At 41.4% G+C, this 15,299-nt stretch carries 11 protein-coding genes and 1 pseudogene; 3 read left to right on the forward strand and 9 right to left on the reverse strand.

All coding sequences use genetic code 11. The annotated features are described in order from the left end of the window. Positions 1–202 precede the first annotated feature (202 nt). On the reverse strand, positions 203–2,539 hold the full coding sequence (locus QNH36_RS19575) for a helix-turn-helix domain-containing protein (protein ID WP_144478908.1): 2,337 nt from the start codon (positions 2,537–2,539) through the stop codon (positions 203–205). A gap of 264 nt (positions 2,540–2,803) precedes the next feature. After that, on the reverse strand, positions 2,804–3,877 hold the full coding sequence (locus QNH36_RS19580; protein WP_283904010.1) for an NAD(P)H-dependent flavin oxidoreductase: 1,074 nt from the start codon (positions 3,875–3,877) through the stop codon (positions 2,804–2,806). Between the two features lie 220 nt (positions 3,878–4,097). Between QNH36_RS19580 and QNH36_RS19585 the strand changes: the two genes are divergently transcribed. Next, a complete protein-coding gene (locus tag QNH36_RS19585) occupies positions 4,098–4,739 on the forward strand; it encodes a hypothetical protein (RefSeq protein WP_283904011.1) in 642 nt (213 codons plus the stop codon). Between the two features lie 83 nt (positions 4,740–4,822). Here QNH36_RS19585 and QNH36_RS19590 read toward each other — a convergent pair. Next, positions 4,823–4,990: pseudogene (locus QNH36_RS19590) on the reverse strand (IS1595 family transposase); the annotation flags it as partial. 89 nt (positions 4,991–5,079) lie between these two features. On the opposite strand from QNH36_RS19590, the gene QNH36_RS19595 reads away from it, so the two are divergent. Next, positions 5,080–6,573 (forward strand): nitrate/nitrite transporter, encoded by a 1,494-nt coding sequence (locus QNH36_RS19595; RefSeq protein WP_283904012.1) that lies wholly within the window; start codon positions 5,080–5,082, stop codon positions 6,571–6,573. An 83-nt stretch (positions 6,574–6,656) separates the two neighbouring features. Here QNH36_RS19595 and QNH36_RS19600 read toward each other — a convergent pair whose 3' ends face one another. From QNH36_RS19600 to QNH36_RS19620, 5 genes are all read right to left on the reverse strand, one after another. Continuing rightward, positions 6,657–7,130, reverse strand: coding sequence for a hemerythrin domain-containing protein (locus tag QNH36_RS19600; RefSeq protein WP_144478901.1), 474 nt, complete (start codon positions 7,128–7,130; stop codon positions 6,657–6,659). A gap of 64 nt (positions 7,131–7,194) precedes the next feature. Continuing rightward, on the reverse strand, positions 7,195–7,902 hold the full coding sequence (narI, locus tag QNH36_RS19605) for a respiratory nitrate reductase subunit gamma (RefSeq protein WP_144478899.1): 708 nt from the start codon (positions 7,900–7,902) through the stop codon (positions 7,195–7,197). After that, positions 7,899–8,456: a nitrate reductase molybdenum cofactor assembly chaperone gene (gene narJ, locus QNH36_RS19610; protein WP_144478897.1), complete on the reverse strand. Its 558-nt coding sequence runs from the start codon at positions 8,454–8,456 to the stop codon at positions 7,899–7,901. The genes narI and narJ overlap by 4 nt, the downstream gene beginning before the upstream one ends. Further along, positions 8,431–9,978, reverse strand: a complete 1,548-nt coding sequence (gene narH / locus QNH36_RS19615; protein ID WP_283904013.1) for a nitrate reductase subunit beta — start codon at positions 9,976–9,978, stop codon at positions 8,431–8,433. The genes narJ and narH overlap by 26 nt, the downstream gene beginning before the upstream one ends. Beyond that, positions 9,968–13,651: a nitrate reductase subunit alpha gene (locus QNH36_RS19620; RefSeq protein ID WP_144478893.1), complete on the reverse strand. Its 3,684-nt coding sequence runs from the start codon at positions 13,649–13,651 to the stop codon at positions 9,968–9,970. Before QNH36_RS19620 ends, narH begins: the two co-directional genes overlap by 11 nt. Positions 13,652–14,107: 456 nt before the next feature. Between QNH36_RS19620 and eutH the strand changes: the two genes are divergently transcribed. Then, the gene (eutH, locus tag QNH36_RS19625) at positions 14,108–14,281 is read left to right on the forward strand and encodes an ethanolamine utilization protein EutH (protein WP_251544471.1); all 174 of its coding nucleotides are present in this window, start codon (positions 14,108–14,110) and stop codon (positions 14,279–14,281) included. Between the two features lie 325 nt (positions 14,282–14,606). Here eutH and QNH36_RS19630 read toward each other — a convergent pair whose 3' ends face one another. Next, complete coding sequence (locus QNH36_RS19630; protein WP_283904014.1) at positions 14,607–15,044, reverse strand: GreA/GreB family elongation factor; 438 nt, start codon at positions 15,042–15,044, stop codon at positions 14,607–14,609. Positions 15,045–15,299: the final 255 nt, after the last annotated feature.

Consider the following 15,299-nt stretch of genomic DNA (forward strand, 5'->3'; position numbering starts at 1 on the left):
TCCTACAAGAAAATTGTAGTCCAAATCCTGCAGATTAGAGAGTCATTATTTGCTGTATTCCTTTTCGTAAAATGTAAAATATTTCACCACCACTAATTAGGGTAAAAAAAGGGAGGTCAAAATTTGACTTCCCTATGCGAAATCCTGGATTCTTAAGATGTAAAACAAAAAGCCATTGCCGATACGGCAATGACTTTCTGTTTTACATCGCTTTTCTTATTTCAAAAAAATGAATAGCATTAACTGTTAAATAGGAATAAAATGACCATTCTCCTGTGATGGTTTCATCATAAAGCTCAATATCTGGATGGCTTGTCCTATTGATGTAATCGATAATCTCCAGATCAATTCCATGTCTGCTGTTAAGATTCCACCATTTCGTATATAAAGCTCCGTGATCTTTATCAAAAATATATTTCCGAATTTGATATTCCCCTGCTTCAAGCCCAGCAATCTTGACCTGGATCTCTTTATTCAGCTTTTGCAAAAATGCTTCCTCGATGGAGTAATATGGATTTATCGTTTTACAATTCATCAACACCAACTGATAGCCCCGGTCTGTTTTGGTCATCAAATAATCAGACCCCCGGGCTATGATGGTCCCATCGAGCTTATTAGCAAACATCATGGCAAAAAATGCAGGTCTTTTCCCGCTGAAATAGTGGAAAAATTCCAATCCCTCAATACGGATTCTCTGTCCATTATCACTGCCTTCATGCAATGCAGTATTAATCCAAAAGCCGATGGACTCAACATCATTGGCTATATCCAATACACTTTTCAACACTAAGGCTGCACGAAAAAAAGTTCCATTTGTAAAACGGGTATTTCCAGAAAGTGTGTTCCATGAAATAAGGTGCATCGGTTTCTCAAGATGATGTTTTTTCAGATAAGATTTAATTTTCGCCGTGTTTTCCTTTACATAATCCTTTGTCAAATTAAAACGGTTATCACTCAATTCCTTGAAATCGATCATGTCATTCTGATTTGAATGATACGCAATGAAATCGATATGATTCCCTTCCGTCAGTATCCATTTATGGGGTTCCTTCGTTTTCTCTTCTTTAAAAGAGAAAGGCAAAAAAACACCCACATGAATGTCCGGTACCAGTTCTTTCAGCAAATCGTACATTTTTAAATAGACACGTTTCAATTCCAAAGCTTCAGCACCAGTAAAATAGGACTCATAAAATAAAAAATGCCATGTTTTCAGATAGGAGGCCCCATATACTTGTAAACAATGCTTCATAAAACCATAGAGCTTTTGGAAATAGAATTCTTCATTCTTGGTAATTTCCTGGTATTCAATTCTTACAAAAAGCGATAGTCCATTTTTCTTCATGAAATTCAAGGCAACATCTGATTTAAAATAAGGGGAACTTGTGGCAATTTCTTCATCTGTTTCAACTTCTGCCGTAATCGTCTCCCCGCTTAATAAATGGCTGATTCCGATATAATTAAGACGCATATCATCTTTTGTCATTAGTATTTGCGACCTGACATCTTCTTTTTGCAGTTCCTTTAATTCCCGGACAATCAGTACATGATCAGGGAGAGATAGGTTTTGATTGATTGTATCTGTTACTTCAAGCTGCAATTCTTCAAACCGGGTCTCGGTGTTGGTATATGATTGGTCATGTTTGGTCAGTACGCTTCCCAATTTGGCCAGAATTTCAGGAGTATTGACCAGGGTATCAGTATCTTCAATCGACAGGCTTTGAAATGAATCGATTTGGGCTTCTGAATGATTCTCCCGGTAAATATGAGGAGTCACTTCATACTTTTCTTTAAAAAGCTTGGAAAATGACTTTGTATTCGCAAAACCATTTTTCATTGCGATTTGTGAAATCGTATCATCTGTATACACTAAATCTTTCACACTGTGTTTCAATCGGATTTCCATTAAAAAGCGATTGAAGCCCATGCCCATCTTCTGCTTAAAATAGCGGGATAAATACCCTGTTGAAAGATAGAACTTTTGTGCCATATCTTCTAATGTAATCACCTGATGATAATTCTTCTCCAAATAATCAACCATTTTTGTCAGCCGGATATCGTTTGCATCGATTTTTTCGATGGCCGTTCCTCTTTGCTTAAACCTGCGAATCAGAATCAGCAAAATGTCACATATATATCCTTGCATCTCGATTTGATAGCTTTCATCTTTTCTGCTGTAGGTAATCATTAATTCAACCAGCAATTTCCTCATTTTATCAAGCATGATTTCTCTTCCCATTTCTATTTCTTGAGAAAAGACCTCAAACCGGCTGTTCCGGTATTCTGGATAGTATCGATCCATAAATGAGTCCGATATATCCAGCACTAACACCCTATTAGCTTCATTTCCTTTCACCTGAAAAAGCTGATTTCGATTAATGACAAGCAAATCCTGTTCCTTTAAAACATAATACCGGCTATCAATCTCAACCATTAATTCGCCGTCAATCACAAAAATGAATTTCAAACCCTGGTTCACTTTTGGGGATAAAAATTGAATCTTCTTCAAAGAAATTTGAAAATCGGTCAGCGGCTGATTCATGTGTTCACCTACTATCTAATTAACGAATGATCTTGCCAGTCCGTACGGAAAATTATTAATGTTTTAGATAAAACCTATTTTAACACATAAAACATGTCCCTTTTTCACTTCAGATTCCTATAAGGTAAGTACTATTCATTTATATTTAAACATTGTTGAATTTTCATACATAGGATTCAAAAAAGACTGCAGTCCGACTCTGTTTTAATCGAGTCTGCCTGCAGCCTGAGTCTAAATATCCATTCTCTTTACACATGATGAAACTTATAGGTGAATGTTATTTGCATCATTTACAATCCTTCTGATTAAGTCTTCTGCCGATTGCGTTTTAGCAAGTCTTGGACTCTGGCCGGACCATATTGACATAAATTCCGGATTGTTTTGTGCTGCTGAAGCTTTTCTGATTGATTGTGTAAGTGCATTTTGGACTGGGAATTGAGGGAATGGAACCTCTTTCTCCTGCATTTCTTCTATAAACCGATTTTTCATGCCTCTAGCCCATTTGCCGGAGAAGGCATTTGTTAACACCATCTGATCTTCGGAGGCATCCAATATAGCATTTTTATAAAGTTGATGGGCTCCGCTTTCCGTACATGTTAAAAAAGCTGTGCCCATTTGAACAGCCTTTGCACCTAAGCAAAGGGATGCCATTAGCCCTCTTCCATCCATGATGCCGCCAGCAGCAATAACAGGAATTTTCACATGGTCGGCAACCTGAGGAATTAACGATATTAGACCTATGAGACTTTCCTTATCTCCGCTGATAAAATTCCCCCGATGGCCTCCTGCTTCACTGCCTTGCACAATCACGGCATCCATTCCGCTATTTTCAGCTTCAATTGCTTCCCTGACTGTCGTGGCTGTTCCCAATAAAATAATATTGTGAGTTTTAAGTTCTCTTACGATTTCCTTAGGAGGCAGTCCAAAGGTAAAGGAACAAACCCGGATGTTTTCATTAATAACAATCTGAATCAGTTCTTCAAATATTTCGATATTCATCTTGTAATCTGGAAGATCAAGCTGTCTTTGGTCCTCAAGTTTCAATTTTTCGCGTATAGGCTTCAGGGCATTTTCAGCAGATTCAATTTCATCCGGCGTAACATGAAATTCATTCGGCACGAAAAGATTAACACCAAAATTTCCGGTAGTAAGCTGTTTGATTTCCTTGATTTGTTCCTGCATTGCATCAGGAGACATATAGCCTGCCCCTACCATTCCAAGGCCTCCTGAATTGGAGACTGCTGAAACCAGTTGTGAAGTCGTAATGCCTCCGGCCATTGGTGCCTGTATGATCGGGTATTCAATATTCAAAAGCTCAGTCATTTCATTTTTCAGCATTGAATTAGCCTCATTTCTTTTGAACTTTATCTATTAATCAATTCTATACGTAAAAAAAATCCCCTTTTTTGAAGGCTAGTTTTAAAAAAGCCTGGTTTCGTAACGCTCGTTTCGTAAAGTTTGTTGTTTTAGATTTTTTTAAAGGAAACTAATTTTTACTATTCTGTAACTTTTGTGTTTAATTTTCGTATGGATGATTACTTGAAATGGAGGTATTAAAATGAAGAGAGGTTTTAAAACTTACACTTTTATCATCCTATTAGTTCTTGGTACGATATTCGTTTTAGACTACTTTGACATTTCTCGATTGGTAAATAACCTTCAAAATGATAAAAATATACTAATAGAAAAAGTGTCTCGCTTAGAGAAACAAAATCAAAAGGGTTCTACCGAGACGGAACAGTTGCAAAACGAAAATAAACAATTAGGTGAGCAAATTTCTCAATTAAAAGAGGAAGTTAAAGAATTCAAAACGTTCATTCAATACCAAGATTTAAATGATGCGATTAGCACAGTTAACTCCTATAAGGCAGCGAAAACATTTTTTCAAGCAAATAACTATATAGCCTTTGATGGTACTGTAAGTTACTCATATCTTGACCTTGAAGGTAATTGCCCTTGTTTTTTCAATTTTGACGGGCTAGGATTTGAATGGAAACCTAACGTAGTTGGAAACCTTAGTGAATTTAGAACGGAAAAGGGGAAAATCATTCTCATTTTTACTTCAGTTCAAAACGAACATACTGCTTATCAATTTGTAATGACCAAGGCAACGGGATTGAAGGAAAATAAATCCTCGCCTATTGGATTCGATTTAGATAAGGAAGAAAAATGGAGAATTCTAGAGATTAAAAAATACTGAGATAGTTCGGTGAGGATCAGGACCATAAATTTATGGACCTTTTAAACTGCCCTTAAAATTTCCACTGTGGTTTTATTCGATTTTTAGCACGATGAAATAAGCATTTGTTCTGCCTGTTTTTCAAAGGACAAATGCTTGTCTATTTCTAACCACCCGTACCAATAAAGATAGTTATCTAAATACCTAGTCGCAACACCCTGGAACCGTTTCATCCAAGTTTTTAGATGACTATAGAGGTTGTTGACATTTTTCTGTAAAAATATTCGGTTTACTGGCATCAATATGGGTATTTTAAGTATTGACGCCGTTATCTTTGCTAATCAATGAAAGGAGTTCTACAATGCAAAAAGGAAGCTTTCAACTCGTTCTTCAGACCTCAAGTCTGGTGATTGGTTTCATGGTGTGGGTCATCCTTTCCTCCCTTATGCCCTATATCTCGGCAGACATTGATTTGACTGCAAGTGAAATGACTCTAGTAACCGCAGTACCAGTTATTCTCGGTTCAATTTTAAGAATTCCTATAGGCTATTGGACAAACAGGTATGGGGCCCGTTTGATTTTCACCATTAGTTTTATCATCCTCTTGCTCCCCGTCTTCATCATAAGTTCTGCTGACTCAATCATAATTTTGATCACAGGCGGTCTGTTGCTTGGTATTGGGGGAGCTGTTTTTTCTGTCGGCGTTACCTCGTTACCTAAATATTATCCAAAGGAAAAACACGGTTTTGTAAATGGGATTTACGGTGCCGGAAATATCGGTACGGCCTTCACTGCATTTTTAGCTCCAGTGATTGCAAATGAATTTGGTTGGCGTGCAACAGTTAATATGTACCTGATCTTATTGATCATCATTGCAGTCCTAAATTTTCTGCTCGGGGACAAACAAGAGAAGAGGATTAAGGTGTCCCTGGGTGATCAGATTAAAGGTGTCTATCATAATCCTAAACTTTGGCTGCTTAGCTTATTCTACTTTATTACCTTCGGGTCGTTTGTGGCGTTCACCATCTATTTGCCAAACTTCCTGGTGAATCATTTTGATCTCAGTAAAGTGGATGCTGGTCTTAGAACAGCAGGTTTCATTACCATTGCCACATTCCTTCGCCCAGTTGGCGGATGGCTTGGCGACAAATTCAATTCGTTCATCATCCTGATGTTTGTCTTTACTGGGCTGACGTTTAGCGGATTTCTCCTTTCCTTCACCCCATCCTTGCCGATTTACACAATCGGCGTTTTGGGAGTAGCGTTTTGTGCGGGGATTGGGAATGGGACAATCTTTAAGCTAGTTCCAATGTATTTCTCAAAACAGGCTGGGATTGTGAATGGAATCGTTGCTGCGATGGGTGGACTCGGAGGGTTTTTCCCTCCATTGATCCTCACCACCTTGTTCAATTGGACAGGGCATTACGCAATTGGATTCATGGCGCTGTCTGAATTTGCACTTGCCAGCCTGATACTCGTTGTATGGCTTTATTATCAAGACCAACTCAAGCTCGCTTCCACCGTTCTTGAAAGTACAGAATCTGGGATGATGATTACAGACATGAATGGAATCATCAAGAAGGTCAATCCTGCTTTTACAAAAGTGACTGGTTATATGGAAGAAGAAGCGATTGGAAAAACACCTGCCCTTCTGCAATCAGGTAAACACGACAAGGATTTTCATAGAGAGATGTGGGAAAAGATTAAAGCTGATGGTTATTGGCAAGGAGAAATCTGGAATAAAAAGAAAAATGGAGAAGTTTTTCCTGAATGGCTGACAATTAGTACGATAAAGGATGATGCTGGTGAGCCCAAAATGCTAGTCGCGATGTTCAGTGATCTTTCAATTCATTAGAAATAGCAGAGAATCTTTTTAGCCGATTCTCTGCTTCCTGTTTTCACCAATTGCGTATCCTAACTGCACACAGCAACCTTAGGCTATTGTCCGGAGGCTGGTTTTTCATCTTGTTCGCGGATTTGGTCAAGATGATGATGGTCCTGCCTGAATAGAATCCGTTCTTCTTCATGATTATGAATATCCACCAAATGAAGAATGGTTTTGAAGCGATCGATGACTTCTTCTGTTACTCCTTCGTTCGGCAGTCTGCCTTTGACGTCGGCCACTATCATTCGAATTAAATCATGGTCTCTAATGAGCTTGATTACTTCTTCCTTCAATTCAGGCTTTTTTTCCATGATCTCCATATAAAAGCCTTCTTCCTCAGAATCCGCATGAGCAATTGTCCTTGTTTCCCAGTGCTCCACAAGCGCGTCTGCAGCTACTGCACAATCCTCTTCACGCTCTTCCCTGAATAGCTTAACCAGCAATTCCGTCAAATCACGTCCTTCTGTATAATAACCATCATGGATTGATTGATGGGAAAAATGATTCTTTAACGCGGGACCTGACATATACGTATCCTCCTTTACAAAATCGTAAAGAAAGGCTGAAATTCAGCCTTTCTTTCTTTAATGATTAATTTCTCTTTGTGACATTCTTTGCAGGTGTCATCCTACGGTAGACCAGGTATTTCCTCTTCAGATATTCCAGTGGCAGGCTCCACACATGCACAAGCCTTGTGAATGGCCATACTGCAAATAAGGCAAAAGCCAACAGGATATGCGCCTGGAAACCAATCGGTGCACCAATCATATAACCAGGTTCCGGATTGAAGGTAAGGATTCCCCTGAACCAGGGACCGATTGTTGTACGATAGTCGAAATCGCCGCCTGAGGCTGTGTACCCAACGGTATTGGTAAAACCAACAATCACCACGATTCCCAGTAACACAAGAGATAACCAGTCCTTGAATTTACTGTTCACTCTGATCCGTTTTACAGATGCCCTTCTCATAAAAAGCAACGCTCCTCCGAGGACGCAGATGACTCCTGCCGCTCCGCCGAACCAAACTGCGCCGAAGTGATACATATGATCTGTTACCCCGATGCTATCATAAATGATTTTGGGGATAAGCACCCCTGCCACATGACCGAAGAATACAAAGATAATCCCCCAATGGAACAGGATGCTTCCCCACTTAAGTTTCTTTTTTTCAAGAAACTGGCTGGATTTTGCTGACCAGCCAAACTGATCAGTATTGTAGCGGTATATATGCCCCAGCACAAAGACCGTCAGGCAAATATAAGGGAAGACCACCCATAAAAAGAGATCGAGGCTGCTCATATGATTCTCCTTTCACCTGATTTACTGACCTGCTCATTTGACCTTAGCCGCTTGATGCATAACACACATGCCCCAAGCAAATGATGGTATGGACTGTTCATCGATTCTAGTTCCAGACAGAGCCGCTCGATTGCCCGGAAATGCAGTTTAAGAATCTTTGCTGATTTCTCTGTTTCCGTGATGGAAGCGAACTCCAGGATCAATGGAAGGTAATCAGGCAATTCATCACTCTCCAGATCCGCTCCTGCCTGAAGGAACTCATTCCTCAGCTTCACTAGTGCAGGGCCTCTTTCCCGGTTATCCTTGAAGACAGAATAGGTAAGATAGAGCGTACTCCTGTCATTAAAATCAAATGTAAGCACATAGTTCTGGCACAATTTTTCCATACTGGTCCTGTCTAGGTAGTCCAGGAAATTTTCAATCATGCCACGTACTTGTGCATCATCAATCAAACTCGCCTCTTCATAGAGCAGTGAAAGATACTCCTTCCATTCCTTATCCGGATAATGCAGCAGAATGGAAGACAGCTTATAAACCACTTGGCTTTTGTTCATCTAAATTCCTCCAGTAATCTTCACCATAATAATAGAGGGGATCACGTTCAGAACCGACACTGCATGATTCACAGTCCTGAGCCAGGTCTTCGAAGCCTGCGTTTCCTTGCATAAAATGCATGTCCCCTGATCGCTCCTTATGGGAAGGCGGAATGACATAGCGTTCTGAATACTTGGCAATCGCCGAGAGCTCATACATATCCCTTGCCACTTGTTCGGTCATACCTGCCGCTTCTAGAACCTCAAGATTGGGTTCTTTACCTAAGTTTACCTGGCGCATATACATGCGCATTGCAACCAGCTTCCGAAGGACCGCTTTAACCACATCAGTATCCCCAGCCGTAAAAAGATTTGCCAGATATTCAATAGGGATACGGAACTGGTTGATCGTCGGAAAAATGATATTCGGATCAAGATCATCAATTTGACCGCCGAAAGCATTGACGAAAGGGCTTAAAGGCGGTACATACCAGACCATTGGAAGTGTCCGGTATTCCGGGTGAAGCGGAAGTGCAATCCTTTGTTCAACAGCCATTTTATAAACCGGTGATCTCTGTGCTGCTTCAATCCAGTCATCAGGGATGCCTTCTTTTTTCGCTTCCCTGATCACTTCCGGGTCATGCGGATCAAGGAACATCCCCAGTTGTGCCTCATATAGTTCCTTGTCGTCCTTGACTGATGCTGCCTCTTTGATTTTATCCGCATCATAGAGGACAATTCCGATATATCTCAGCCTGCCCACACATGTTTCAGAACAAACTGTTGGCAATCCCGCTTCAATACGCGGGTAGCAGAAAGTACATTTTTCAGCCTTATGTGTTTTCCAATTAAAATAAACCTTTTTATAAGGACAGCCTGTCATGCAAAATCTCCAGCTGCGGCAGGCCTCCTGGTCCACAAGGACGATTCCATCTTCTTCTCTTTTGTACATCGCACCAGAAGGGCAGGATGAAACACAGGAAGGATTCATACAATGCTCACAAATTCTTGGCAGGTACATCATGAATGCCTGTTCAAATTCAAATTTGATTTGCTCATCAAGCCCAGCCATGTTCGGATCCTTCTTCCCTGTTACATGCACCCCCGCAAGATCATCCTCCCAGTTTGGTCCCCATTTGATATCCATGTATTCTCCGGTAACCTGTGATTTAGGCCTCGCCACCGGTTGATGCTTTTTCTCCGGACTTTGGATCAGATTCTCATAATCATATGTCCATGGTTCATAATAATCATCCATATCTGCCAGGTTTGGATTATAGAAGATATTCAGCAGTTTATTGACACGGCCTCCAGCCTTAAGCTCCAGTTTCCCGTTTTTAAGTGCCCAGCCGCCCTTCCGCAGTTCCTGATTCTCCCATTCCTTCGGGTAGCCAATTCCCGGTTTTGTTTCGACATTGTTCCACCATTGATATTCCACACCAGGCCGGTTTGTCCAGGTATTCTTGCAGGTCACACTGCATGTATGGCAGCCGATGCACTTATCTAGATTCATGACCATTCCGAACTGTGCCTTAATCTTCAAGCCAATCCACCTCATCCCTGTTCATTTTCCGGATCACTACCTTCTCATCTCTCTGGTTTCCGGTCGGTCCATAGTAGTTGAATCCGTAGCTCAATTGCGCATAGCCACCAATCATCTGCGTCGGTTTGATGTGGATACGGGTTGGACTGTTGAACGTCCCGCCACGCTGTTTTGTGATCGGAGAGCCTGGCACGTTGATATACCGCTCCTGTACGTGATACATGAAGACAATTCCTTTAGGCATTCTGTGACTGACTACCGCTCTCGCTACCACCACCCCGTTACGGTTATACATTTCGATCCAATCATTATCTTCTATCCCGACAGAAGCAGCATCCTCATTATTCAGCCATACATGTGGCCCTCCACGGAACAACGTCAACATCGGCAGGGTATCTCCATACGTACTGTGATAGGACCATTTAAAGTGAGGCGTCAGGTAGCTGAGTGTAATTTCATTCCCTTTTGCATCAGGTTCATGATCTCCTTTGTAAAAAGCAAGCTTATGAAGCGGAGCCTTGAAGTTAGGAAGCTCCTCCCCAAATTCAATCATCAGGTCATGATCCATATAAAAATGCTGTCGTCCAGTCAGTGTTCGCCATGGCACAAGCCGTTCAACATTTGTGGTAAAAGGGTTATAACGACGATTGCCTGTTTCGGACCCGCTGAAAACTGGTGAGGAAATCACCTTCCTTGGCTGAGCAGTAATTTCCGCAAATGACATATGCTCTTCAGCCCGCTCTTCTGCCAGGTCTTTTAACTCAAGACCCGTTTTCTTTTCTAACGCATCCCATGCTTTCATTGCAAGCGAACCATTAGTGGTACTTGATAAGGTAAGAATTGTCTCGGCAGCATTCCTATCGGTAAAAAGGCTTGGCAAATCCTTGTATTCCTTTGTTTGTGACGCAGTACCATTTATCGCCTTCAGCTTTTCATATTCCTTGGCCGCTTCCCAGCCAATCCCCTTTGAACCAATGGATTCCTTTACATTCGAACCGAGTGCGATGAACTTGTCATATACCTTTGTCAAATCACGCTCGACCAAATGGAGACGCGGCATATTCACGCCCGGTTGCGGCTCGACATCTCCATTTTTCCAGTCCGGGATTTTCCCATATGGCTGGGAAATTTCATCTCTGGAATCATGCAAGAGAGGGGTTGCAACCAGGTCAGTCACCGGTTCATTAAAATATCTTCCAGCCATTTCAGAGAACGTCTTGGCAAGATTCTTGAATGCGTCCCAATCTGATTTCGCTTCCCATGGCGGTGTGATTGCCGGATTGAATGGATGGATGAATGGGTGCATATCCGTGCTTGAGACATCGTACTTCTCATACCAGGTCGCCGATGGAAGAATAATATCAGAGTACAGACCGGTCCCACACATCCTGAAATCATAGTCAAGCATCAAATCGAGCTTGCCTTCTGGCACATCCTGGACCCAGCTGATTTCTTTTGTCAGATCTTCTTCATTCTGTTCACTTAAATTGCCATGGTGGGTGCCAAGTAAATGCTTAAGGAAGTATTCATGTCCCTTAGCTGAACTGCCAATCAGGTTTGCGCGCCATACAAACAGGACTTTTGGAAAATTCCTTGGATCTTCCGGATTTTCTATGGCGAATTTCAGTTTGCCGTCCTTCAGCTGCTTAACCACTTCTTGAATGATGGCATCTTTGTCGGTTTGACCTGTCCTTTCTGCCATCTTGATTGGATTCTCATTGAATTGTGGGTAAGAAGGCAGCCAACCCAATCTTGCTGACAGCACATTATAGTCGCCGGGATGTTGGTAAGTAGGCTTGTCAATCAATGGTGAAATGAGTTCATCCGATGTTTGGTTGTCGTACCTCCACTGCTCCGATGCAAAGTAGAAGAAAGACGTCCCGTTTTGCAATCTTGGCGGTCCGCCCCAATCTCTTGCCATCGCCACTGTCTGCCATCCTTCAAGAGGGCGTACCTTTTCCTGCCCGACATAATGTGCCCAGCCGCCGCCGTTCACTCCCTGGCATCCTGTCAACAGTACAAGATTCAAGATTGCCCGATAAATCATATCGGAATGATACCAGTGATTGATTCCTGAGCCCATAATAATCATTGATCTTCCTTTTGAATCGATGGCGTTTTGGGCAAACTCCCTGGCTATCTGCGCACAATCTCGTCTGCTGACTCCTGAAATTGATTCTTGCCAGGCAGGAGTATATGGCTTTAAATCGTCATAATCAGCAGGATAATCACCTGGCAATCCGCGATTCACGCCACAATTGGCAAGAAGCATATCGAAGACGGTCGTCACATACACCTCTTCCCCACCTTTAATGATTTTCTTTACTGGAACTCCTCTTTTCAAAATTTCTTTTTTATCCGGCCCGAAAAATGGGAAGCCGGCCATGACAATCTCATCTTCTATTCCTTGCAGGGTCAAGACTGGATCAATACCATCGAGCTGGTTATCACTGTCTTTCAAGTGGAGATTCCAGCTCTGGTTATTTTCCCATCGATGTCCGATGCTTCCATTAGGAACAGCAAAGTCATTTGACGTCTGATCAAGGACAACGGTTTTCCATTCTCCGTTTTCTGTCTGTCGGCCTATATCGGAAGCCCTTAGGAACTTATCCCCTTGATAAAAATCACCATTCTTTTTCAGAAGGAGCAGATATGGCAAATCCGTATATTTTTTTACATAGTCATTAAAATAATCAACCTGTTGATCCACATAGAATTCCTTTAGAATCACATGAGTCATTGCCATCGCAATAGCCCCATCCATACCAGCCTGAACAGGCAGCCATTTGTCAGCAAACTTGACGAATTCAGCATAGTCAGGACTTACTGCGACTACTTTTGCTCCTCTGTATCTTGCCTCCACATAGAAATGGGAGTCAGGTGTCCTTGTCTGCGGAAGGTTCGAACCCCAGACAATTAAATAGGAGGAATTGTACCAATCAGAGCTTTCAGGGACATCTGTCTGCTCTCCCCAGATTTGCGGTGACGCTGGCGGCAAATCTGCATACCAATCGTAAAAGCTTAATAAAGGTGCACCGATTAAATTCAAGAACCTTGAACCCCCGGCATAACTGACCATCGACATTGCGGGGATAGGGGAGAATCCAAAAATCCTGTCTGGTCCGTACTCCTGGATTGTATGAATCAATGAGGCAGAGATAAGCGTATTCAGTTCATCCCAGCTAGAACGGACAAAGCCCCCCTTCCCCCTAGCAGACTTGTATCGTTCGGATTTGGCTGGGTCATTCACAATACTCTTCCAAGCCTGAACCGGGTCCTTATGTTCGTTGAATGCTTCTCTCCACAATTCAATTAACGCGCTTCTCACATAGGGGTATCTAATTCTTACAGGGCTATATGTATACCACGAAAATGTTGCTCCTCGTGGACAGCCCCTCGGTTCGTATTCAGGCATATCGGGTCCTGTTGTCGGATAGTCTGTCTGCTGCGTCTCCCAGGTGATGATTCCGTCCTTTACATGAACCTTCCAACTGCAGGAACCCGTACAGTTCACGCCATGAGTTGTCCTGACAACCTTATCGTGCTGCCAGCGCCGGCGGTAAACTTTTTCAGTTGATCGATCATCAGGTGCAATTGTGGCATGATCGGAAATGTCTTCTGATCTCCCGAAATAGCTCAGTTTCCTTAAGAATGGCGGTAGCTTTTCACTCAATTTTCTCATCCCTTCCTTTCTACTATTCTTATACTTCTCAAAACCATGAAAAATTATCCTTTTTCAGGCATTTTTGGAAGACCCCTCGCTTGCCGATTACCCTGGTTGTCAGAAAATAAACATTATTGTAAAAATACCATAAATTTATTTAACGCTAGGACATATAATCATCACAATAAAATGGACAATGGAATGAACCTTACTTAATGGAATTATTTTTCTCACAGTTACTTCTGCATTCAAAGATGTAAGAACATTATATAAATAAAAAAACAGGTTACTTCCCTTGTAGATGGGGAGAAGACCTGTTTTTTTATACAAATATTAATTTTGAATACACGGGAGAGAAATTTTGATTTCAGTGCCCTTAAACATATAGCTGTCTATGGTTATGAATCCCTCCATGTTTTCAATTACCTTATGCGCAAACATCATCCCAGGTTCCATGATTAAAACATCAGAGTAAAAGTCGTTAACACCGCTTTTGCAGTCAGTGGCTCTTTTGTTCTTGGCAGTCACCTCGGATTTATAGGACCCGTTGATAAAAGCTCTATTGTCCCGATGATTGCCGGAAAACTGACAGCGGGAATTTTAGCAGGTAACATTGCCTATTTTTCTGTCAGAGAATAATTGGTTTCAATAATATAAAAGACGTGCATACACACGTCTTGAATTTATTTTTATAACTTACTAGTTTTGTCATCCAGAAGGTCCAACTATGAAAAAACAAGGGTATTTTTGTGTTTTCACCTTTCAGCCAGGCTGATTTTATCAGAAATGGTCACATCGCTTCAGTGGCTGGAAGTATGCATCATCCTGCTTTCTGCCGTACTAAACGAAGCAGGTACCTGCATTTATCTGGGAAGAAACTGACTTATTAAGAGGATTAAAGACAACACTAAGCGAGAAAAAAAGCTTTTTGCCACTCCCCCTTGTAGTCAGGTCCAGTCTATGTTCAATTTCCAGAAAAGTATATTCTTTTGACTGATAAAGAAACTGTACCATTGGGAACAACCAAAGAAATCTCATCTCCCACATTTTTTAACAAAAGCTGCCTTCCAACCGGTGATAAAAATGAAATACAGTTAGCATCCGGGTCTGAATGATCGGGCAGGCTTATAAAGTAGTCTTCCGTTTCCTTTTCATCTTGAAACAGGACAGTTACTTTTGTGCCAATAAACACTTTTGACAAAGGACCATTCCAGTCTTCATCTTTTATAAAGCTTTCCAATTCACTAATATAGAGACTTAGAAAATTCTTGACTCTTTCCTGTATTGGGGTTGAATACAGGTACATGTTATTTAATTCATTATAGTTCTCTTCAATAAAGACGAGCTGCTTTAGAAACGTTTCCCTTATAGAATCAATGTGTGCTATCTGGCTAAGGCTCATAGTAGTTCGCCTCCTTGCTGCAACTAAACACCTTGCAAAACTTCATTTCCACTTTCATATCCCATTCCTCCTAAAAAAATATATAAATATATGGCAGACCCCATAATTTTTGAAGGATCTGCCATATGCCACGACCATATCATATTCATTCCGATAAAGCCAGAATTATAGAGTCACATTTTCTTTTCAGAGTCAAAGCGATTCATACTCTTAATTACACTTTCAAGTATCTTCTTTTCAGCTTCAACAAACTGA

Source organism: Mesobacillus sp. AQ2 (assembly GCF_030122805.1).
Classification (GTDB): domain Bacteria; phylum Bacillota; class Bacilli; order Bacillales; family Cytobacillaceae; genus Mesobacillus; species Mesobacillus oceanisediminis_A.